This window comes from Shewanella sp. SM95 (assembly GCF_025653595.1).
GTDB classification, from domain to species: domain Bacteria; phylum Pseudomonadota; class Gammaproteobacteria; order Enterobacterales; family Shewanellaceae; genus Shewanella; species Shewanella oncorhynchi.
The window spans coordinates 220,726-243,348 of sequence record NZ_JAKKSE010000002.1 but is presented as its reverse complement, the minus strand read 5'-3'; the positions used below and the strand labels follow the sequence as shown (position 1 = coordinate 243,348).

The 22,623-nt window shown below is 44.4% G+C and carries 16 protein-coding genes; 7 read left to right on the top strand and 9 right to left on the bottom strand.

What is annotated here, in order from left to right; translation table 11 throughout:
* Positions 1 to 228 precede the first annotated feature (228 nt).
* The gene (locus tag L5M29_RS03865) at positions 229 to 2,208 is read left to right on the top strand and encodes a cation:proton antiporter (RefSeq protein WP_263166310.1); all 1,980 of its coding nucleotides are present in this window, start codon (positions 229 to 231) and stop codon (positions 2,206 to 2,208) included.
* A 117-nt stretch (positions 2,209 to 2,325) separates the two neighbouring features.
* Here L5M29_RS03865 and fadE read toward each other — a convergent pair whose 3' ends face one another.
* Positions 2,326 to 4,773, bottom strand: coding sequence for an acyl-CoA dehydrogenase FadE (fadE, locus tag L5M29_RS03860; RefSeq protein WP_263166309.1), 2,448 nt, complete (start codon positions 4,771 to 4,773; stop codon positions 2,326 to 2,328).
* A 244-nt stretch (positions 4,774 to 5,017) separates the two neighbouring features.
* Between fadE and L5M29_RS03855 the strand changes: the two genes are divergently transcribed.
* On the top strand, positions 5,018 to 5,797 hold the full coding sequence (locus L5M29_RS03855; RefSeq protein WP_113939616.1) for a class II glutamine amidotransferase: 780 nt from the start codon (positions 5,018 to 5,020) through the stop codon (positions 5,795 to 5,797).
* A gap of 444 nt (positions 5,798 to 6,241) precedes the next feature.
* Here the strand turns inward: L5M29_RS03855 and L5M29_RS03850 are convergent, their stop codons facing one another.
* Together L5M29_RS03850 and L5M29_RS03845 are read right to left on the bottom strand one after the other, a co-directional pair.
* Positions 6,242 to 7,033, bottom strand: a complete 792-nt coding sequence (locus L5M29_RS03850) for a DUF3108 domain-containing protein (protein WP_263166307.1) — start codon at positions 7,031 to 7,033, stop codon at positions 6,242 to 6,244.
* Positions 7,034 to 7,248: 215 nt separating this feature from the next.
* Complete coding sequence (locus L5M29_RS03845) at positions 7,249 to 7,677, bottom strand: MGMT family protein (RefSeq protein ID WP_113939618.1); 429 nt, start codon at positions 7,675 to 7,677, stop codon at positions 7,249 to 7,251.
* Between the two features lie 545 nt (positions 7,678 to 8,222).
* Here L5M29_RS03845 and def point away from each other — a divergent pair.
* Positions 8,223 to 8,714, top strand: a complete 492-nt coding sequence (def, locus tag L5M29_RS03840) for a peptide deformylase (RefSeq protein ID WP_011789520.1) — start codon at positions 8,223 to 8,225, stop codon at positions 8,712 to 8,714.
* Between the two features lie 132 nt (positions 8,715 to 8,846).
* Here def and L5M29_RS03835 read toward each other — a convergent pair whose 3' ends face one another.
* Entirely contained in the window at positions 8,847 to 9,029 is a 183-nt protein-coding gene (locus L5M29_RS03835; protein ID WP_168825101.1) for a hypothetical protein, read from the bottom strand.
* 180 nt (positions 9,030 to 9,209) lie between these two features.
* Here L5M29_RS03835 and rhlP point away from each other — a divergent pair, with 180 nt between their 5' ends.
* Entirely contained in the window at positions 9,210 to 10,055 is an 846-nt protein-coding gene (rhlP, locus tag L5M29_RS03830; protein ID WP_263166304.1) for a rhombotarget lipoprotein, read from the top strand.
* 142 nt (positions 10,056 to 10,197) lie between these two features.
* Positions 10,198 to 10,638: a DUF4274 domain-containing protein gene (locus L5M29_RS03825; protein WP_263166302.1), complete on the top strand. Its 441-nt coding sequence runs from the start codon at positions 10,198 to 10,200 to the stop codon at positions 10,636 to 10,638.
* 80 nt (positions 10,639 to 10,718) lie between these two features.
* On the opposite strand, the gene L5M29_RS03820 is transcribed toward L5M29_RS03825, so the two are convergent.
* The 5 genes from L5M29_RS03820 to L5M29_RS03800 form a co-directional block, all read right to left on the bottom strand.
* A complete protein-coding gene (locus L5M29_RS03820) occupies positions 10,719 to 10,928 on the bottom strand; it encodes a hypothetical protein (protein WP_263166299.1) in 210 nt (69 codons plus the stop codon).
* Positions 10,929 to 11,113: 185 nt separating this feature from the next.
* Complete coding sequence (locus L5M29_RS03815) at positions 11,114 to 11,497, bottom strand: VOC family protein (protein WP_113939623.1); 384 nt, start codon at positions 11,495 to 11,497, stop codon at positions 11,114 to 11,116.
* Positions 11,498 to 11,640: 143 nt separating this feature from the next.
* Positions 11,641 to 13,812: an alpha-amylase family protein gene (locus L5M29_RS03810; RefSeq protein ID WP_263166297.1), complete on the bottom strand. Its 2,172-nt coding sequence runs from the start codon at positions 13,810 to 13,812 to the stop codon at positions 11,641 to 11,643.
* A complete protein-coding gene (locus L5M29_RS03805; RefSeq protein ID WP_263166295.1) occupies positions 13,809 to 16,058 on the bottom strand; it encodes a glycoside hydrolase family 13 protein in 2,250 nt (749 codons plus the stop codon). Before L5M29_RS03805 ends, L5M29_RS03810 begins: the two co-directional genes overlap by 4 nt.
* Before the next feature lie 120 nt (positions 16,059 to 16,178).
* Positions 16,179 to 18,992 (bottom strand): TonB-dependent receptor, encoded by a 2,814-nt coding sequence (locus tag L5M29_RS03800; protein WP_263166293.1) that lies wholly within the window; start codon positions 18,990 to 18,992, stop codon positions 16,179 to 16,181.
* A 496-nt stretch (positions 18,993 to 19,488) separates the two neighbouring features.
* On the opposite strand from L5M29_RS03800, the gene L5M29_RS03795 reads away from it, so the two are divergent.
* Together L5M29_RS03795 and L5M29_RS03790 are read left to right on the top strand one after the other, a co-directional pair.
* Positions 19,489 to 21,111 (top strand): alpha-glucosidase, encoded by a 1,623-nt coding sequence (locus L5M29_RS03795; RefSeq protein WP_263166291.1) that lies wholly within the window; start codon positions 19,489 to 19,491, stop codon positions 21,109 to 21,111.
* 141 nt (positions 21,112 to 21,252) lie between these two features.
* Positions 21,253 to 22,524, top strand: coding sequence for a sugar MFS transporter (locus L5M29_RS03790; protein WP_173496672.1), 1,272 nt, complete (start codon positions 21,253 to 21,255; stop codon positions 22,522 to 22,524).
* Positions 22,525 to 22,623 lie beyond the last annotated feature (99 nt).

Genomic DNA, 22,623 nt, shown 5'->3' with positions numbered 1-22,623 from the left:
TATTTAAGGTAAATCTGATGTTTTCGGATTTGTACTACAGCTTATTTTACTTGATGTCGCTAGATTGCTCCGTTTTCTTGATTTTTTCTCCATAGGTGATGAGGGAAGAATCATATTTAACAGTGGATATATCGAATAGATAATTTCAGCTTACTGTTCATGCTGTTGTCATCTGCGTCATTAAAGCTAAGCTCATTAGTATTTAGCTCAGTTATCTAAAGGATTTATATGGTTGAACACATTACTGGCATGCTAGCGCTAATTGGAGTGCTATCGTTATTTTGTCAATGGCTTGGCTGGAAACTTCGGTTACCAGCGATTTTACCCTTGTTGCTATGTGGGCTCACTTTAGGCCCTGGGCTTGGATTCCTCAATCCTGATGCGATTTTTGGTGATTTGCTTTTTCCGATTATTTCCCTCGGGGTCGCCGTGATTTTATTTGAAGGGGCTTTGACTCTTAACTTCAAAGAAATCAAAGATCATGGTCGTATGGTGACGCATCTTGTGACTATCGGTACCGTGATCACTTGGGCCTGTATCAGTACGGCCACCTTTTATTTATTGGATTTTAGTTGGGAAATTGCATTGCTCTTTGGGGCGCTAGTGGTAGTGACTGGGCCTACGGTTATCGTGCCAATGCTCAGAAGTGTGCGTCCTAAATCCCAGCTGGCGAGTATTTTGCGTTGGGAAGGTATAGTGATTGACCCAATAGGCGCGCTGCTCGCAGTGTTAGTCTTTGAATACATAACTGTTGCCAGCGATCAAACGACGCATGTGCTCTATGCCTTAGGCTCTATGTTGTCCCTCGGATTAGGACTTGGCGCAGTAGCGGGTTATCTAACGGGACAAATCTTAAGACACAACCTATTGCCACACTATCTGCGTAATACCGCCGTTTTGACCTTAATGCTGGGTATCTTTGTCGGCTCGAACCTATTACAAGAAGAATCGGGCTTATTGACTGTGACGGTTATGGGCATTTGGCTTGCGAATATGCGTGGTGTGGATATTGCTGAAATCCTTGAATTTAAAGAAACATTAACCGTACTGTTGATTTCTGCACTGTTTATTTTACTGGCGGCGCGATTAGATTCTAACGCCATGCTCGGCTTAGGTTGGGGTGGACTGGGTGTTTTAGCGGTGACCATGTTATTGGCACGACCGCTGAGTATTTGGGTTTCTGGTATCGGCACATCTCTGTCGAAAGCGGATAAGTGGTTTTTATGCTGGATTGCCCCTCGAGGTATTGTGGCCGCGGCGGTATCTTCTTTATTTGCAATCAAGTTAGAAGCCAACAATGTGCAGGGCGCAGATGCAATTGTGCCCTTAGTGTTCTTAATTATTATCGGCACTGTGGTGGTCCAAAGTTTAACGGCGGGACGTTGGGCACGATTTCTTGGGGTTAAAGCCGATTCTGCCCAAGGTTTATTGATCTTTGGTGCCTCTAAATTTTCCAGAGAGTTAGCGAAAATTTTAAAAGCCAAAGATGTCAAAGTGCTACTGGCTGATAATAACTGGGACAATATTAGGCTTGCGCGTATGGATAATATTCCAGTGTATTTTGGTAATCCTGTTTCGGAACATGCTGAAAATTATATGGATTTAACTGGAATTGGCCGTGTGTTGATTATTTCACCTTACCGACAGTTAAACCCGTTAGTGAGCTTTCATTTCCAAGACTTTTTTGGTGCTAAAAAAGTTTTTGGTCTTAATAATACCGAAGTAGGCAGTGCACGCCACCAGCTCTCTGAAAGTTATAAGCAACGTTTATGTTTGTTTGGTGATGCAGTGTCGTATGCCAAGATAGCCAGCCTAATGGCGAAAGGCGCTCAACTTAAAGTAACGAATTTAACCGAAAACTTCAGCTTTGAACATTTTCGTAAACGTTACGGTGAGACGGCAATACCACTGGTTTACCTGACGAAAGAAGGTAAGGTCGTCGTTGTTTCGGGTAATGATACCGTATTTCCGAATTGTATTGAGCTAATCAGTCTATTGCCAATTGAAGCTTTAGAAGAAGCCAAAGTGCAGCAAGCGATTGCAGAGCGGGAAGCCCAAGAAAAAGCAGCAGAATCTGCTTTAGCAAAGGTAAAAGCGGAAGAGGAGGCCGAGCGATTAAAGCTTGAAACGGCTCAAGCTGATGTTGCTACTGAAGATAATACCGCTGATGCACTACAAGCTGTAGATGAGACCTTAGTAAAGAATTAACCTAGGCTGCTATTGCGTTTAATGCTGCCTAATGACTTGAGTCGTGTGATTGGTTATAGGCATTAAAAAAGGAGGCTAATTAGCCTCCTTTTTGTGGTTTAAATCTTACTGAGTGGATTACGCAGCACGTTCCTGTGAAGTGTTTGAAACCACTTCTGGGCGCAGTTCTGCTGGGTCAAAGTCATCAACGTTGATTGATTTCATACGACCAATTTCCGCTCTTTCCAGTAATTGCACTTCGGCATCGCTTAACACACCTAAGGCTTTACCTTCTGCGGCAACTTTATCTAACCACATAAATGGTAGACGTTTACCGCTCGCTTTACAGACTTTGTCGTGCAGCGGTTCAGACGCGATGATGTCGAGTAGTGTTTGTTCTTGGATCCCCACAGCATTGTGCTCAGAATTAGTCCAGAACTGGCCTTTACCTAAACGGTTACGGCTTTCACACGGTGTTTGCATGATCTTAGCGACTTTATGATCTAACACATCGCTTGGGCGTTTCAGTGGACGACCGAATGGGAACATCACCACACGTAATGCGCCGCCAAGGCCCATAGGGAAGTTATCCAGTAAATCGTCTAAAGAAGCTTGTAGCTTGTATAGCGCATCTTCAACTGCCCATTGTACTAATGGCAAGTCGTCGGTTTGACGGCCTTCATCTTCATAGCGTTTCAGCGTGGCTGATGCCAGATACAGTTGGCTCAGTAAGTCACCTAAACGGGCAGAGATACGTTCTTTACGTTTAAGGTTGCCGCCCAAGGTTGCCATGGCTAAGTCAGAGAGCAGGGCAAGGTTGGCACTGAAACGGTTCATCTGTTGATAATAACGCTTGGTTTTATCTGAATAAGGCGCGTTAGAGAAACGGCTTGATGTCAGACCTAACCAGAAGCTACGGATGAAGTTACTGGTCGCGAAACCAATGTGACCAAAAATAGCTGCATCGAAGTTAGCTAAACCTTGACCCGATTCAGTATCAAACGCTGACTCCATTTCTGCGAGTACATACGGATGGCAACGAATTGCGCCTTGGCCGTAGATGATCATAGAACGGGTAAGGATGTTTGCACCTTCAACAGTAATTGCGATAGGCGCAGCTTGGTAGCCACGGCCTAAATAGTTATTGGGGCCAAGACACACGCCTTTACCGCCGTGAATATCCATGGCATCGATAACGCATTTCTGCATTCTGTCTGTCAGGTGATATTTTACAATCGCAGAGATAACCGACGGTTTTTCACCTAAGTCGATACCTGTAGTGGTCAACGTGGTTACCGCATCCATCAGATAAGCGTTACCGCCGATGCGTGCCATTGGCTCTTCGATACCTTCAAGCTTACCGATAGGCAATTTGAACTGACGACGAATGCGAGCATAAGCCCCTGTTGCCAGCGCTGCGGTTTTCACGCCGCCAGCTGAGTTTGATGGCAGTGTGATACCACGGCCCACTGACAAACATTCCACCAGCATGCGCCAGCCTTGACCAGCCATTTTCGGGCCGCCAATGATGAAGCTTAATGGCACGAATACTTCGTTGCCGCGAGTCGGACCGTTTTGGAACATGCAGTTGAGCGGGAAGTGACGACGACCCGTTTCTACTCCTTCCACATCGGTAGGGATCAAAGCACAGGTGATGCCGAGTTCTTCTTTATCACCAAGTAGATGTTCTGGATCGCGCAGTTTGAAGGCTAAGCCTAATACTGTCGCGACAGGCGCTAAAGTGATGTAACGCTTGTTCCAGGTCAGTTTCATACCCAGAACTTCTTCACCTTCCCATTGGCCTTTACACACAATACCAAAGTCAGGAATCGAGCCTGCATCGCTACCGGCTTCTGGGCTGGTCAGTGCGAAACAAGGGACTTCTAACCCTTTGGCTAAACGCGGTAAATAATGGTTTTGTTGCTCTGGCGTACCGTAATGTTGCAGCAGCTCCCCAGGGCCTAAAGAGTTAGGTACGCCAACAGTTGAAGCCAATTCACTACTTAAGCCCGCCAGTTTTTGTAACACGCGAGATTGGGCATAAGCTGAATATTCTAAACCGCCGTATTTTTTCTTAATGATCATGGCGAAGAAACCGTGATCTTTCAGATATTGCCATACGTCGGCAGGCAGATCGGCAAGTTGATGTGACACTTGGTGTTGATTCACCATGCGGCACACTTCTTCAACAGGGCCATCGAGGAAGGCCTGTTCGTCTGCACTTAAACGCGCAACTGGGTAGTTATGGAGTTTTTTCCAGTTCGGGTTACCCGCAAACAGATCCGCTTCCCACCAAGTGGTGCCGGCTTCAATCGCTTCTTTCTCTGTTGAAGACATTTCCGGCATGATGCCGCGATATACCTTCATCAGTGGACGACTGATCACATTTTGTCTAAATGCACTGATATTAAACGGCAGCGCGATCACGAGGAAAACGATCCAAGAGATAGGGCCGACAACATCGAGTGTCCATCCTGCTGTCATCACAACAGCGGCTGTAATAGTGGCAGTGAGCAAAGATACCCGAAGGTAAGCTAGGGCTCCTAGCACTAAGATCATGGCGATGATCCAAAGTAGGGTAGTCACTGTAATTCTCCTTAAATATGACCGAGTGCCAACCACAGGTCATAGAGTGTTTTATTGATTGCGATCACAATTATAGTTTGTGGTCAGACCTGTGTCGCATAAAAGTTAAACCTAAGAGAATTTTAATACAAGTATTTTTCAAACAATTGTTTAAATTATTTGTCAGCTTTGATCATTCCACAAATGTCATCAACTAGTTACAATGCCAACAAGTAGTTTTTTTGATTGATGATAGGCGAGAAATATGTGCGAGTTACTGGCGATGAGCGCCAATGTGCCAACCGATATTGTGTTTAGTTTTACGGGATTAGCACAACGTGGTGGTGTAACTGGTCCCCACGTGGACGGCTGGGGTATTACTTTTTACGAGGGGAAAGGTAGCCGTACTTTTAAAGATGCTTGCCCGAGTAGCGAATCGCATATTGCAAAATTGATCAAATCCTACCCGATTAAAAGTGAAGTGGTGATAAGCCATATTCGCCAAGCGAATCGCGGCTGTGTGTCTTTAGAGAATACTCATCCTTTTACCCGCGAATTATGGGGACGTTATTGGACCTATGCCCATAATGGTCAATTGACGGATTATCTGCCCAAGTTTCATGTCTCGCGCTATCAACCCGTAGGCGATACCGATAGCGAACTTGCTTTCTGCTGGATTTTGGAACAAGTCGCCCAGAAGTTTGGCGGTACTAAACCTGAAGATATGTTGGCTGTGTTCCATTACGTCGCAACATTGGCCGAGCAAATCCGTGCGTTAGGTGTGTTCAACATGATATTGAGCGATGGCGAGCATTTAATGAGCTATTGCAGTAATAACTTATGTTACATCACTCGCCGCGCGCCGTTTGGTAAAGCGAAACTTATCGATACCGATGTGGTGATTGATTTTGATAAGGAAACTACCGCCCATGATGTGGTGACTGTGATTGCGACTCGCCCATTGACCGAGAATGAACAGTGGCGCGTTATGCAGCCGGGTAACTGGAAGCTGTTTAGATTGGGTGAGCTGTTAATCGATCTCTGATGCTATGCCGTTGAGCGAAATAATGAGGGCGAGCGGATTTACGGTTGATTTTGTTTTGTTCAGGTCACTTTATTAAAAAGTTCGAGTCAGTATCTGACACATCTTCTAGCAATCAGTGATGAGTGATGAACCATTAGCGATGAACATTAACCGAAACCGAACTTAGAGGTAGGCCCTAAGTTCAGTTAGATTTAGATATAGTTCAGTTAGGTATAGTTCGGTTGGGTTTTATTCGATATTAGTTTGGCTTTAGTCCAGTACTTTTATACTAAGGCTTTGTATCATTAGGTTAAGTTCATACATCTTAACTCAATGCCTTACATCTTAACTCAATGCCTTACATCTTAACTCAATGCCTTACATCTTAACTCAATGCCTTACATCTTAACTCAATGCCTTACATCTTAACTCAATGCCTTACATCTTAACTCAATGCCTTACCGATTAACCTTCAGTCGTGCCGAGCAGTTTAGGCACTAGCGGTTTCTCTGCAATGTCTGCAGGTATGGTTTCTTGGTTCGGCACTTCATCGAAGTGATACTTCAGCAACTTAATATCGAGCTGCTTACTGCCTTTTTCAAAATGTGTTAACCGCACGGGCAAATATGCTAAGTCAGGCGCCATCCAGAAGAAGGTTTGACGCTTTTTATTGTCACGCACGACTTCAATTTTGACTGTGTCGTAACTGCCGCTGTCGATGTTCATTCGTTCTTTACCGATCACATGAAACTTGTATTCATCGACTTCGTTGTCCTTGACCATCTTATAGTCGAGCACTTCTTTGCCCGCCATCATATCTAGCCTAAATTGCAACTGCACCATAAGAGGATCAAAGATTTTATCATCATAGGGAAACTTGCCTTTTTCATCTTTGTAACGTGTATGAATAAAGCCTTGAGCTTTGGCGAATGCGGTTTGCTCCGTGTAATTAGGCCCGACACCTTGGCGTTGTTGTAAGTAACGCAAAGGACTGAGCTGCGCGTCATTTTGAGTAAATTCACTCAAGATGTGACGCACATCGGTTAACAATAACAGGCTGAGATCGCTATCAAAACGATACTTAAACACGCCATCTTCGGCATTGGGTAGCGTGTATTTGGCTTTTCCTAATTCAATGTCTCCATAGTTGACTTGGTATTCGGCCGTCTGCGGTGTTAGCGGCGTTGGCGCTGCCATGGCAAACATACTTTGAGTGAGGACGGTAAAACTCACTAATAATGTGGGAATGGTACGCAAAGAATGCTCCTTGGGTCGCAGGTTTTCACCTTGTATCACTACAGAACGGTCGGTAGTGGTTGATAAAAAAGTGTCGAGTAGCATGCTTACTTACACAGTTCTGGGTCAATCAGTTGAGCATAAATCAATTATCGGATCGACTGTAAGCAGGTTATAGCCGAGGACGACGTTTCTGTAAATAGAGATGTAAATAGTTTATGGATCAATATATTAAACTAAAATGGCATTGCCATGACTAAAGTCACCAGATCCGGGCGCCACTCGTATTCAGACAAACTAATTTTGCCGCAGTTCACTGTTATCCCTTCAATTCTTAATAATTCCATCTGTTCTTGAAAGAAGGTTGAATTTTTCTCGAAGGATATTTTGCCTTGACTATTGAGTACCCTATGCCAAGGGAGTGACAAATGTTCGGGAGCTGCTTTCAGCGCTTTTGACACATAACGCGCTCGTCCCGGTAATCCTGCATAATCGGCTATTTTGCCATAGCTGCTGACTTTACCCTGCGGGATCATAGCGACGATATGCCAGATTTTCGCCATAGGAGACATATCCACTGCTTGGGGCTGTTTTCTCGCTACACTCTGTTTATCTTGTTCAAGATATTGATACAGTGGTGATTTTTCTTTAGGAAACGATGCCATTGAATTGTTAACCCTCAGCTTAATGGTATTGATACCAATCACATTAAATATCTAATCAGTTCAAAGCCTCACAGGTATTTAAATCCCAGGCGCATTGACGCAGAAATGGTTATTCTCTTTTAAGTCAATGCAACACCGGAGTGGGGATACCTGTGAGGCTCCCAAAGGGCGGGTTTCAAAACGCTTATACTGCGTTTAAGGCTTTCGACAGAGCACCACTATGCCTTCAAGCCTTCGCCTTGTCTAAAGCGCGTTGAATTCCCGCTGAATGAACAGATATTTAATACGATTGGTATGACTCACAAAGAATCACGCTCAAAAACTTTTGCTTGATGAGTTCACGCTAGTGTAACGGTAAAGCGTGGCTTAGCGGAAGATGTGAGGGTATTTGGTATTTAAAGGATTAAGCACTTCTCGATATTTTTATCGGCTAGCTCGATTACTAACAAAATATTTAAACTGTTTTTAGCTTAAATATTGTGTAAATGGTCAAATAGTCCATAATAGCGCCAATTTTTTTGACTCGATGAGAGAAGATAACTGGCATGGCTGTACTCGATATTCTAACTATTCCCGATGAGCGCCTTAAACGTAAAGCGCAACCTGTAAAAGATATTGAAGCTGTTCAGGGATTTATCGATGATTTAATCGAAACCATGTATCACACGGACGATGGTATCGGTTTAGCGGCAACTCAAGTCGGCAGTACAGATGCAATTATCGTGATCGATTTATCTGACGGTCGCGACCAGCCTTTAGTGCTGATTAACCCTGAGATTGTTGAAAAGTCAGGTGAATTCGTCGGTGAAGAAGGTTGTCTGTCTATCCCAGGTTATCGCGCTAAAGTGTCACGTTTTGAAAAGGTTAAAGTGACAGCCTTAGACAGAACGGGCAAGGCTATCGAAATCGAGACCGATGAGTTTTTAGCCATAGTGTTGCAGCACGAAATCGACCATTTGCATGGCAAAGTATTTATCGAACATTTATCCATGCTAAAACAACAAATCGCCCTTAAAAAAGTGCGTAAATACGCTTAACTTTTGACTTAAGTTGTATTTTAGAGAATGGTTGTACCTATTGATTAGCCGCATTTATAGTGCGGCTTTTTTGTATTTAAAATCTAATCAAGGAAGATTAATGCTGTGATATGTGAACATAACAGCTTGTTTTTACTCTGATGAATGGATAAGGTAACCCAAAATCTGCATTATACCAATCGTATTAAATATCTGTTCATTCAGCGGGAGTTCAACGCGCTTTAGACAAGGCGAAGGCTTGAAGGCATAGTGGTGCTCTGTCGAAAGCCTTAAACGCAGTATAAAGCACGTTGAAACCCGCCCTTCGGGAGCCACACAGGCATCCCACTCCGGTGTTGCATTGGCTTAAAAGGGAATGACCATTTCTTCGTCAATGCGCCTTGGATTGAGATGCCTGTGAGGCTCTGAACTGATTAGATATTTAATGTGATTGGTATTATTGTAGGTTCAGTTTTCATCATTAACAGCAAGTGTATGGATACGGTAGGGAAACAAATGAAACATAAGGTAATAGCCTGTGGCATAGCCTCATTCGCAATGCTTTCACTGAGCGGTTGTAGTGCATTTTTTAACGGTAATACCACGGAGAAAAATGCGGTATCGAGTAGCTTAGTCGAATATTTATACCCTGATGAGAAGAGTCGCCAAGCCCAGCAGCCATCCTTACCTGTGCTGCGTTTACCTATTACCGTCGGCATCGCTTTCTTGCCTTCGTCCCATTGGCAAGCCGATGCAATTGATAGCCGAACTCAGATGGCCTTACTTGATAAGGTTAAAAAATCCTTTGTCAAATATGACTATATTGATCGTATCGAAGTGATCCCAAGTACCTATCTTAAAAATGGTAAAGGTTTTGAAACCTTGCAGCAGGTTGCTCGCCTGCATGATGTTGATGTTATGGCATTGGTTTCTTACGATCAATTGATGCAAAGCCACGAGAACAAATCCGCCATCCTTTATTGGACTATCGTGGGCATGTATTTAATCCCCGGCAATGAAAATGCGATTCAAACCTTTGTTGATACAGCCGTTTTCGATATGCGTAGCCAGAAGATGTTATTTAGGGCGCCAGGTATTAATCAGTTAACTGAAAGTTCAACCGCTGTTGGCGTGACGACAACCCTAAGAGAGAAATCCTACGAGGGTTTTGATCTTGCGGTGAACGACATGATAGTCAATTTAGATGACGAGCTTGCCCGTTTTAAAACTCGGGTTAAGGAAGAGCACGTTGCCACCATTGAACATAAACAAGGTTACAGCGGCGGTGGCAGTTTATCCCTATTAATCCTTTCACTATTGGGAATTTTGTCACTCGGCCGTTTTACCATCTGCCGAGAATAGTTGAACTCATTTATCAGGGGTGAGGTGAACGAAAAGGAGTTTCATCTTTTGGCCATTCCTATTTCGGGCTTTGTATTAAGTTCTTATCACTCCTTTACCCTATGTTAAATGGGCTGATTGAAACATTAAGGACTTAAATATAATGACAGACATTATTGATAGAATTGTTTATGAAATCGAGGATGTTGAAGAGGCGGTAAACCTTGTAAAAACTATCTCGTCAGCACATGAATTGTATGCCTTATTGGACCATTATAATTGGGATGATGGTAATGAGATTCCTATTGCAATTGCGGATCATCCATTATGCGAGTTAGCCATTGCCATAAAGCTATTTTGGCTTGCTGAAGCGATGGATTGGTTAGAAATGAATGAGCTAAATGAATTAATTCCAACAAATGAGGTAATAGAACCTTATCAACAGGAACATTATGATTTCGCGGTCATGCTGACTAAGCGAATTTTAAGCGGTTATTATCAGGTGAAAACAGTTTCTCATACTGAAAAAATAACAAAGACGGCGCAATATTTTCTTAAGAAGCGTGGGGTGCCTGAGATTTTGTATCAACCTATTGTGGTATGAGTGTAGAGGTATACGAAGTTGTATTAGCCTCACCATTTATTTTGTAGCTTCTGTCCGTAAACATTTCTATAAACCCCAAATCATATCCTTACAAAATAGGGCAGTGCGATCAGGGCGATGCCGATAGCGATAAGTAACGCGAGATAGGTGACAAAATAGGGATAAATCATCAGGGTGAGGCCAACGACTAAAGGGATGGGTGCAACTTGGCGTTTGCCATAGGTGAAAAAGCCAAGACCAAAGAGGCTAAAGACTAAACTCCATAGTAATAATGCTGGATTATCAAACATCTTGAGTTCCTAAATGGTTAGCCTAGGTAGGCTTTGACCTTATCACAGCGTCAAACTGGTCAATCGATTACTTAAACTATTGGTTAAACGGCTGCGTCGTTTTATTGAGTCTAATGCTGACTATCCCGTAGCGTAATTAAGCTTTATTCATCTTATTGCTGCGATGTTGCCTTATTTTACTCGTGCTATAGCTCATATAACTCTAAGGGTAAGCCGTCGGGATCGCTAAAGAAGGTGAATTTTCTGCCTGTGTATTCGTCAATGCGGACGGGTTCAACGGTAATGTGATGGCTATGAAGATGTTCGATGGCGGTTTCAATTGATGCTACGCGAAAGGCGAGATGCCTAAGTCCACAGGCTTCGGGATAGCTTGGTCGTTTGGGTGGATTATCGAATGAAAATAACTCAATTTGACTCTTATCGGCCAGTTGTAAATCAAGTTTATAGGACTTACGTGCCTCTCGGAAATGCTCTGCAAGCACGGTAAGGCCAAGAATGGTTACATAAAAGTGTTTGGACTTTTGATAGTCGCTGCAAATAATCGCTGCATGGTGAATGCCGAGTAACATTGCTTTCCTTTGTGATTTTTAATGGTTGATCAAATAAGATAGAAAGGTTTGAGAGTATAACGGTTAAAAAAAGATAGCGTCACAGTTTAGCGTGACGCTATCGGTCGATTTCACTTTTTAGCTCACCTAGGCTTTTTGCTCGTTTAATCTTCCAGCTCGAATATGGCTGAAGACAGCGGTGCAAGTTGCATCTGAACTTGTCCTTCACCTAGTTTGACAACCAACTGTGCTTTATTGTCTTCCAGCAAATCCTTAAGTGAATAGGTACCATCCGTTAATTGCCATTGGTCGATAAGTGGCTTTGGTAGCTTAAGGGATAATGGCTTTGCTTGAGTTTGATTAAAGTTATTCACAATAATCAGTTTTTGGCTCGTTTTATTGGTCGTATCTTCCTCAAAGCGCACAAAGGCAAAAGTGCTGTCATCATAACCCGTTGCACTGCCATGAGTATCCATTGTGGCGGTTTGTGCGCTGCGGTTGGCGGCATCGAGCGAGTAATACTCTCCTAAGAGCGCAGGTACATTTTTACCTGTGCTTAGGTTCAGTAATTTTTGATAATAAGTCCGCAAAGTGACTTCCTTTAGGGTTGATTGTCCACCATCAAACTTGCCATTGTTCATCCAGCGCTGATGGGCTGGGACGCCAACATAGTCAAAAATACTGGTGCGTGATGCATGACCAAATCCTGGGTTGTCGATGGCGGCTTCTCCCACTTCTTGGCCAAAATACACTAACGTCGGTGAAGTGCCTATCGTTGCCGACACTACCATAGCGGGTAGGGCATAGTGTGGATTCACGGCTTGGGTTGCCGTGGGCTTATTTGTATGTGGCGATGCTAAAAATGCTGCATTACCAATACGTTGCTCGTCGTGGTTTTCTAAAAAGTGCAGCATGTGAGATTCAATATCCTGCACTTTTTCCTGTTCTGCCGCGATATTAGCTGTGCTGATTTTACCCGCCATCACGGCTTTGAGCGTGTCGTAAAGGTCAACCTTATCGTACAGATAATCCATTTTGCCAAGTTGGATATAATCTCGGTACAAGTTAGGGTTATAGACCTCGGCCAAGATAAAGGCATCGGGATTTGTGTGTTTTATCTGACTATTGAGATAACTCCAAAACTCCACTGGCACCATTTCGGCCATATCATAGCGAAACCCATCGACACCTTTCGCTAGCCAATACTGGGCAATCTGATTGAATTTAATCCAAGAGCTTGGGAGCTCGGCTAAGTGTTGTTGCCAAAAAGCGTAATGCTGTGCCTGCGTTAAAGTGGCGAAATTGGCTGGCAGGCGAGGGAAGTCATAGGTGCCATCGGGGCGTACGCCGTAATTGATTTTAACGGTCTCGTACCAATCATTGGCATCGGGCTTGGCTAAGCGTGAGCCATTGCCAGTCCATTTTGCGGGAAATTCGTTGAATTTGCCGTCACTTAAGGGGTGAGTTTCTCCGCCCAGCGGTTTAAGCTCTGCGGGTAAGCTTGGTACCTCAAACGCATGCGCTTGTCCCTTTGCCCCCTCCGAGCCATTATAAACATCAACTTTATCAACAACGTAATAGAAGTTGTTGTTTTTGGCGTACACCAGACTGGTATCATCATCTTCGCCAAAATCGCGCACGCCTTGGGGTTTACTCACGGATTGATAATGGCGCGCCACATGGTTTGGCACGATATCGATAATCACTTTTAAGCCGTGGTGATGGGTACGGGCAATGAGCGCTTCGAACTCGACTAAACGGTTGGCGGGATTGACCGCCAGATCTGGGTTGACGTTGTAGTAATCTTTGACTGCGTAGGGTGAGCCCGCGCGTCCTTTGACCACATCGGGATCATCAGTACTCACGCCAATCGCGCTGTAATCACCAATCAATGCATGGTGGGGAACGCCCGTGTACCACACATGGGTAACGCCTAGGTCCTTGATGCTATTGAGTGCAACATCGTCGATATCATTAAATTTGCCGACGCCATTGTCGGCAATCGTGCCCCAAGGTTTGTTGGTTGGATTTTTATTGCCATAAAGGCGAGTAAAGATTTGATACACCACAGGTTTAAGCGTCATAACCTCACTCTCAGACTTTGGTAGTAACTCATTATCAAGCGTCTGCGTTGATGTATTTGCATTGATCGAGAAGCTAAAAAGCGAGGCAGTTAATAAAGAGGCGCTGAATAGAGCGTTTAAACATAAGCTGAGTGATGACTGTCGGCGCTGCTGGGTTTTTGCTGCTTTGGTTATAAGTAAAGCCACTATGGGAAATTTAGCCTCTTGGGGGCACTGAATCACTCGGGAATAGATAGGCGATAAAAAGCTCAAGACTGAATTCCTTTTAGGGTTGAGTTTTTGATTGGGTGAGTTGTTTGAGCCTGAGTTAAATCGCTAGCTGAGTAACTCATATGATTAGAGGTTTGACGGCTAGATAAGCCAGTATTTAGCTGCGGTCTTGCTTTAAGCTCAAGGATAGTGACACCTGCATGGGGTAATGCTAGCGCTTGATTGAGTGAAACTGTGTTGCCACTGATGATATCTGTAGCGGCGCGGTTATCGCCAAGTACACTGGCAAAGCGGTTTACATCTAGCGTGACTGCTTTGTCATTTTTATTGTAAATCACCATGACTTTGTCGGCCGAGGGCTGAGTACAGGCGTTGTGTTGGGTTTGAGAATCGTGTTGAGTTAGTGACTTAAGCTCTTTAGCATTTAGGTCAGCTGATAATGGGTCATTCAATAAGCAACGAAATTGCACATAGATGCCATCCTGCGGCACAAAGTGCAGTAGATCGCCCGATTGCAGCGCAAGGGATTGTTTACGGTAATTCAGTAGCGTACGGACAAATTGCTGCGCTTGTTGTTGAGGTTCACTCAGTCCTTTGCCCGTAAAGGCGTTAATGGCACTGTTGGCAAAGCCGCCGGGGAAATCACTGCGCACAACACCATCGTGACGACCTTCGGTTGGGCTGGTCATCAAGACTTCAGTGCCGTAGAACAGCTGTGGAATGCGTTTGGCGGTCAGCACATAGGTGAGGGCCATCTTGTATAAGTCTATATTTTCTTTCACTAAACTGAAAATCCGATTGGTGTCGTGATTGCCTTCAAATAACACTAGCTGACTGGGTGAGGCATACACAACATCGTTGGCTAACATCTCGTAAAGTGTGATAAAGCCTGTGTCCCACGCCTCTGGCTCATTAAGGCTGGCAATCAATTTTTCATATAGCGGGAAGTCCATCAAACTGGGTAAATCTGAGGTATAGCCATCGGCATTGATTTTGCCCTTTTGCCAATAGGACACTGTGATGGGGTTTGCGGTCCATTCTTCGCCAACAATATTAAAATTTGGGTACTCAGCCATTACGGCCTTAGACCATTTAGCGAGAAACCCTTTGTCGGCGTAGGAGTAAGTATCTTCACGTATCCCCGAAAGTCCTGCGTACTCGACCCACCAAATACTGTTTTGGATAAGATAGGTTGCCAGTTTTGGATTGCTTTGATTTAGATCTGGCATAGTGTCGGTAAACCAGCCGTCGACAAAATCAATATGATCTTGCGCTGCCGCGTAGGGATCTTGCACTGTCGTGCGCCTATGGCTGGTGAAACGGGGGCTGGTAACGCTGGATTTAATAGCACTGGATTTAGTATCGGCAGACTGCATCAAGTCAGGCTTGGATTTGCGATTATGTAGCTGCGTTTTTGTGGCATCGTTCAGCCAGTCTTGGCTAGGTAAATCGTTGAGCCACCAATGGTTAGAGCCGATATGATTCACCACAACATCTTTAATCACCCCAAGGCCAAGCTTGTTAGCCTTAGCGACTAAGGCTTTATAATCTTCGTTGCTGCCAAAGCGGGGATCGACGCGGTATAAATTGGTAATTGAGTAACCGTGGTATGAATACTGGGCTTGATTATTCTCAAGCAGCGGATTGATCCATAACTGAGTCACCCCGAGCTTTGCCAGATACGCTAAGTGCTGGCTGATCCCTGCTATATCGCCGCCATGGCGAGCATCGGGATAGTTGGGGTTGCTAGGATTACTTGGATAGTTAGCCGCAACTTGCTCTAACATATCGGCCTGACTGTCATTACTGGTGTCGCCATTGGCGAATCGGTCCGGCGTGATAAGGTAAATCACATCCTTATTGCTAAATCCTTGGCGTTCACGGCTACCTTTAGCGCGCCCTTGCAACGTATAGGGCAGGCGATAAAGAGGTTTATTGGCTTTTGAAGCAGAGTCAGTGCTGGAAATCACTAGTTCAAAGGTTTGCGGCGCAGCTTGACTCAGATCTAAATTGATAAACAAATAGTGAGGGTTATCAGTGTGCTCAAGGCTTTTAAGTGTGATGCCTTTTCCTTGGATATCAAGCTTAATCTGCTGCGGTAAGCTTGGAAGTTCGCGGCTATACAGCATCAGCTGTAACTCAGGGTTCTGCATCCCCGCCCACCAAAACGCGGGTTCAAGCTTAACGTCCGTCGATATATCTTGCTTAAAGGTGTTTGCATAGGCCGTATTAGATGAAGAGCAAACCAAGCATAAATAAAGCGCTATCATTAGGTTTTGACGGATCATAATGTAAGCCTTTTAAAGAGAAATAAGTAAAACGTGCTGGCATGATGAATGTTAGAAATACTGAAATCTGCATAAGCAAAAGCCTGCTTCTTAATTGAAGCAGGCTTTATTCTGGGTAGCTTATAAAGAGTAACTTAACCCTAGGAAGTACTGTCTACCGAAGTATTGGATTGTTCCTGTCTGATGTTCCTCACCAAAATAGGTTTTGTTCGGTTCATCAGTTAAGTTATTAATTTGGAATAAGAACTTAAGTCCATTTTCCAGAGCGTATGAAGCTTGATAATCCACAATCGTTTCGGCATCGAAGAAGGCGAGTTGTGATTCAACTGCCACTTGTTCTGAAACATAGCTGCTACGATATCTCATGCTTACGCGAGTATCGAAACCATCCAGAGTATAGAACAAGGTGGTGTTGAGTACGCTTTCTGATAAACCTGGTAATGGAATGGTTAAGTTTGAACCACTTAAATCTGTGGTAAATTCCACTTCACTGTCTGAATACGAGTAGCTGCCAGTGAAGCCAAGACCGCTGAGTGGCGAGGGCAAGAAATCAAATATTTGGGTATAACCTAACTCAACACCACGAATGTAGCCGCCATTGTCGTTGTTGATTGCAGTTTGATATTGACCCAAATTTTTATTAACAGGATAAGTGACGCCATTATCAACTACTGTATCTGGGACAATAAAACCTTCAGATTCAAAATCAAATTCAGTGATAGTGAAATCGTTGATGAAAGACTTGATGTCTTTATAGAACAGAGCTATCACCACGGCGCCTTCACTGTCTTCGAAATAATGCTCGTAAGACAGATCGAATTGATCGGCATAGAAAGGATCAAGCAAAGGGCTGGTGTTACCCCAGGCATTGTATGTCTTATAGCCTTTGTTTTCGTCGGAATACCAGTTGCCTCGTCCTGATTTCAGCTTATTGATCGGAGGACGAGCCATCACAGAGGCTGCGGCGAAACGCAGTTGATCATTTGACGTCAAGTGGAAGTTGAGGTTGAGTGATGGTAAGTAGTCTGTGTAGGTCTGACCGATTTCATTGCGGATATAGTCAGTGCTGATAACACCCTTTTCGTCCGCGATAGGCTCGCCCAAACCGAAGCCGATTTGTTGCAGACCTGTGCTGTTCTGATCCGTGTGAACCACTCGCAGCCCTAGGTTACCTGTTACTTTGACATCACCCAGATCAAACTCTAGATTGCCCTGTACATATCCTGCCAGTATATCTTCATTAACGGCACCGCTTTGGATCATGGTCCAGTTATCCGACCAGTTAGCCGTCGGATTAAATGGGCCTTGACCCGTCGCTGCCAATTGATTGTTGACCAGCTCCACAGCCTTGTCGAAATCGATCGATAGGAAGCTGGGGTAGCCTGAAAGTTCACCACCGAAATTGACTATATTTGTCATGTCATCATTTAACACCAACACTGGTTGATTGGCGGGGTTAGTGTCAAATTCGAAGCCGTAGCCTGCTTGAGAGCGCTGGGCGTTGAATTCACGTTTTGAGTAGCGTGCGCCGAAATCGACAGAACTCAGGAAGGATGAGTCCAGCACATAGTTAAAGTCTAACTTGTAGGCGACAAGATCATTTTGTTGATCGTATGGCCACATACCCACTTCTTTTAAACCCAAGGTCGCGGTATTGGTATAGTCGTTTGAAAAGCTGACATCGGCAGGGCTTAAACCATGTAGTTGATAATTAATTGATTCGGCTGAGCGTACTTCATTACCTATATCATCATATAAAACGGCACGAGTGCCGCCGTTGACGAACTCACCATCGGCTTTTGAATAGCTCACATCACCTGCGACAGTTAATGCGCCGCCATTATTCCACTCAATATTGACTGAGCCTGATGTCAGTTCTGAATATTTTGAGTCGTTATCATTGATAACAAAAACGGCAAAGTTATCAGTACCATCAGTTGATACCGTTCCGCCTGTCATAGAACCATTTTCGACAACCGCATCACTAATAGTACCGTTTTTTAATGACTTAACGCGAAAGCCTCGGGCAAAGTTTTCGGAAGTGAATTTTGAATGGAATAAATCACTTTTTACACTGAGATTGTCTGTTGGTTGCCAATGGATAGCAGCCATATAACCATCACGTGTATCATCACCGCCTTTTTGCTGTAACTCAAAACCTTCACTGATTGATTCGGCAGCACCGTCGCCATTGACATCTTTTTTATCGTCGTTGAAACGTAAACCAATGAATTGACTGGCAACATAAGGTTGGTACAAATGGGCATAGCCTAGCGCCACACCGAGTGTATCTTCAAGGAATTTGCCTTGATATGCAAAGCTAAGACGGTTGCCATATTGATCGGCATCGGAAATCTCATCCGCTCTGTCATTAAAACTGCCGCGAGCATTGATATTAAATGATTGGTCTTTGTCGCTTTTTAAGGGATCTGCGGTTTTTAATTCTACCGTACCGGCGACGCCTCCTTCAATCAGCGAGGCTTTTGGTGTTTTATAGACGGCGGCTTGACTAATTAATTCGGATGGATATTGGTCAAACTCAATCGCGCGTTTACCGCCCGTTGTCACTTGTTCGTGTCCATTAAGCGTTGCAAAGACGAAATCACCATCAAGACCTCGAATATTGAGGCCGCTTGCTTGTCCACCAGTGCGCACAGCGGTCACGCCTGGTAAGCGAGTCAGTGCATCAGCGATTGACTGATCGGGAAGGGCGCCAAGATCATCTGCTGAAATCGATTCAGAGACGGTATCTCCAAAGCGTTTATCATTTAGTGATTTGATGACACTGGTTCTAAAGCCTTTAACTTCAATAACCTCAATAGCAGCTTCTTTTGCTTCCTTATCTGTAGTCACTTCATCTGCCGCATAGGAGTGCATACTGGCACCTGCGGCGATGAGCGCTAAGGTTAGCAAACTGGGTTTAAATCGCATCATATCTCTCTTCCCCTTGGAGTCGCTTTATCGCTTTGTAGAGCGTTTTATCGTTATCACCGCGTTATTTTTGCGGCCTTTTTTTGGTATATGGGCGCTTAATTGACTGCATAAGTGCTGCGTTTATGACCAAATTGTTATGCAACGGTGAAGATACTACTCCCGAGTTTCTTAGCTGAACAACAGAGTGCATACGTATTCAATACCTAGCAGAGTTAAGAATAGACTGTGATAGAGGGTGAACTCAGGGAATAAAATGATTTTATTTTGTAATCAAGTGACTGTTACTAAAAAGTAAATTTCATTGTGATGCCATGTGACTATTGGCTGCATCTTCTGCATACGTATGCAGGTGTATTGAACCTTATTTCCCTCTTCACGTATGCTCGGTAACACAAAAGAAGCCGCGATGACTTTACTCTGCAGTAACAAAACGATAACTGTTTGCTTGAGTGTGTCAGGGAAAGTTCGCTGTAGAATAATGATAAAAGGGGCAACAATGAGTGAGTTAACGTGGTGGCGTGGTGCAGTGATTTACCAAATTTATCCGCGTAGCCTTTTAGATACTAATGGTGACGGCGTCGGGGATTTACGCGGCATTATCATAAAGCTGGATTACATTGCGAGTCTCAATGTCGATGCCATCTGGATTTCACCTTTCTTTAAATCTCCTATGGCAGATTTTGGCTACGACATCAGTGATTACCGCGAAGTTGACCCTCTTTTTGGCACTATGCATGATTTCGATGAATTGATTGAAAAAGCCCACGGTTTAGGTATTAAGGTCATTATTGATCAAGTATTAAGTCATACCTCGGACCAACATGCGTGGTTTATTGAGAGCCGCGAGAACCGTTCGAATCCCAAGGCGGATTGGTATGTGTGGGCCGATCCTAAGGAAGACGGTACAGCGCCTAACAACTGGCTCGCGATTTTTGGCGGTTGTGCTTGGGAGTGGGAACCGCGCAGACAGCAATACTATTTACATAACTTCCTGCGTAGTCAGCCCGATATTAATTTCCATCATCCCGAAGTGCGCCAAGCTGTGCTGGATAACGTTGAATTTTGGCTTAAAAAGGGGGTAGATGGCTTCCGCTTAGATGCCATTACCTTCTGTTATCACGATGAACTGCTCAGGGATAATCCGCCAAAGCCTAAGGATAAACGTCAGGGCCGTGGTTTCAGTGAAGATAACCCTTACGCTTATCAATACCATTACTACAATAATGACCGTCCGCAAACCATCGCTTTTATTGAAGATTTACGAAAGCTCATCAATCGCTATCCAGGAGCGGTGACCTTAGGCGAAGTCTCGGCCGAAGATTCTTTGGCTGTAATGGCTGCCTACACTAAGGGCGAAGATCGCCTACATATGGCCTATAGTTTTGAGCTATTAACCGACGATTACAGCGCCGCTTATATTCGCCAAACCGTAGAGGCTTTGGAAGCGAGCATAGGTGATGGCTGGCCATGTTGGGCTATCGGTAATCATGATGTGCAGCGCGTAGCGAGTCGTTGGGGGCAAGGTAAGCAGAATTCAGACATGGTCAAAATGCTCAATGCCATGCTAAGTTCGCTGCGCGGCAGTATATGTAGTTATCAAGGTGAAGAACTCGGTCTAACTGAGGCGCCAATTGAATACCATGAGCTGCAAGATCCTTTTGGCAAAACATTTTGGCCTATGTTTAAGGGGCGTGATGGTTGCCGTACGCCAATGCCGTGGCAGCAAGGCGCTGACTTTAGTGGTTTTAGTGATGTTTCTCCTTGGCTGCCAATTCCACCTGCGCACCAAGCGTTAGCTGTGGATGTACAAGAATCTGATGCTGATTCTATGCTCAATGGTTATCGACGTTTTCTGGCTTGGCGTAAGTTACACCCAGTGTTAGTTGAAGGTGATATTAAATTTGTTGATACAAAGGAGCCCATTTTGGCCTTTGTTCGCACCTTAGGCGATATCAAAGTGTTTGTGGGATTCAATTTAGGTGATACCGAGGTCGAGTTTGATTTCTCTGCATTTGAACTCAGTGAGTCGCTGACGGGACATGGCCTTAAAACCGCACAAATAGAACACAATCAGCTGAAGTTTTCGGCATTTACCAGCTTTTATGCAGTGTTAAAGTGAAAATGATTCATTTTTATTCGGTTGAAGTGTTATAGATACGGGATCCCAAGCCCACAGTTTGATATAAACCCGCCCACGGGCACCATGGGGAATGTAACCTTAATTAGTTCCTGATAATAAAAACATACAGAGAGAATAACTATGGCGTCATCAATTAATACCGGTAGCTACACGAGCAGCACTGGCGAAAATGGGTCGGGCAGTTATCGTTTTGCCTTGATCTCATTGACTTCACTGTTTTTTATGTGGGGTTTCATCACTTGCTTGAACGATATTCTGATCCCGCATCTTAAAGCGGTGTTTTCACTGAATTATACTCAAGCTATGTTGATCCAGTTTTGTTTCTTCGGTGCTTATTTTCTAGTCTCAATCCCTGCGGGTAACTTAGTGAAAAAGCTGGGTTATCAAAAGGGAATTGTTACTGGTCTCGTGATTGCAAGTATTGGTTGTGCGCTGTTTTATCCTGCGGCGGCCCTCGCTACTTACAACTTGTTCCTCGGTGCATTATTTGTTTTGGCATCAGGCATCACAATCCTGCAAGTGGCAGCCAATCCTTATGTCAATGCCTTAGGCAGTCGCGAAACTGCGTCGAGTCGTTTGAACTTAACGCAAGCGTTCAACGCCTTAGGCACAACGGTTGCACCGTTTTTTGGTGCTATGTTAATTCTTTCTGTTGCCAGTTCAGTATCAGGCGATTTAGCCCAAGCGAGCGCTGAAGCAGAAGTGGTTAAACTGCCATACCTGTTACTTTCTGGCGCCTTGGCAATTTTAGCGCTGATTTTTGCGAAGTTAGATTTACCTGTGATCCGTGAGCATGATGAAAGTGTTCAAGGTGAAGTTCAGACCCATCTAGGTAAAACCAGTGCCTTACAAAGCAAGCACTTAGTGCTCGGCGCTGTGGGTATTTTCGTGTATGTCGGCGCAGAAGTGTCTATCGGTAGCTTTTTAGTTAGCTTCTTAGGTGAAAGCCATATAGCGGGTATGCCAGAAGCTGAAGCCGCCCATTACATCGCCTATTATTGGGGTGGCGCTATGGTGGGACGTTTCATTGGCTCTGTGGTGATGCAAAAAGTACCAGCAGGCTCAGTGCTTGCATTTAATGCTTTTATGGCGGCGCTACTTGTGGTTGCAGCGATGACAACCAGTGGCAGCATTGCCATGTGGGCAATCCTTGGGGTGGGATTATTTAACTCGATTATGTTCCCAACGATCTTCAGCTTAGCGCTTCGTGATTTAGGTCCACACACTTCACAGGGCAGTGGCATTCTGTGTTTGGCGATTGTGGGCGGCGCGATTTTGCCTTTATTCCAAGGCATGTTAGCGGATAATCTTGGCGTTCAGCTCGCCTTTATTCTGCCCGTGATTTGTTATGGTTTTATCCTGTTCTACGGGGCTAAAGGCTCAAAAATGTAATGGGTTAAACTGACTGTGGCAAAAAAGCGATCTTAGGATCGCTTTTTTTTATGGCTTTAACCTTAACTCGGCGCCAGCGCGCTTGCGTATTAAGGCCTG